Source organism: Streptococcus oralis (genome assembly GCF_003943825.1).
Lineage (GTDB): Bacteria > Bacillota > Bacilli > Lactobacillales > Streptococcaceae > Streptococcus > Streptococcus oralis_CD.
The window spans coordinates 1-620 of the sequence record NZ_RJNJ01000095.1; the positions used below are offsets into that span (position 1 = coordinate 1).

At 40.8% G+C, this 620-nt stretch carries 1 protein-coding gene; it reads right to left on the reverse strand.

What is annotated here, in order from left to right; all coding sequences use genetic code 11:
- Nucleotides 1-620 (reverse strand): chorismate-binding protein (locus tag D8863_RS10785; protein WP_498072858.1); only part of this gene is annotated, 620 nt, incomplete at both ends.

Consider the following 620-nt stretch of genomic DNA (forward strand, 5'->3'; position numbering starts at 1 on the left):
AAGGATTTCCACTTACCTCTGCGGAGAAACGCTGACTGAGCACGCATTGGAACATATCTCCATTGCGAATCAAGTCGCGAGCTGTTTCTACCATTTCTTCAAATTTCTGAGGTGCAATATGTGGTCTAAACTGAAGTGGAGAAACGTCCAAGTCTTCAAATTCATTTGGAGCAGGGATTTTCAACTCCTCTAAAACCTGATCCAAAGCCGCTTCTAGCTCATCATTGCTTCGATCACTGTAAAGAGCATCCTCGATGATATGAATTTTTTCTTTCTTGTGGTCAAATACAATATAACTCTCGTAAACAAAGAAATGCATATCTGGTGTCCCAATCGTATCCTCAGGAAGCTGGCCAATTTCTTCATAGAGAGAAATCATATCATAGCCAACAAATCCGATAGCTCCACCACCAAAAGGTAGGTCTGAATGGTGCTGACTTTTATGAGTCACTTCATAAAGGAAATCCAAGGGGTCACGATCAATGACTTGCCCATTTTGATAAAGAACTCCATTTTCAAACTTAATCTCAAAAACTGGATTATAGGCTAGGATAGAAAAACGAGCGGTTTCCTTGTCTCTCGGAATACTTTCTAGGATCACCTTGTGTTTCCCCTTTAGG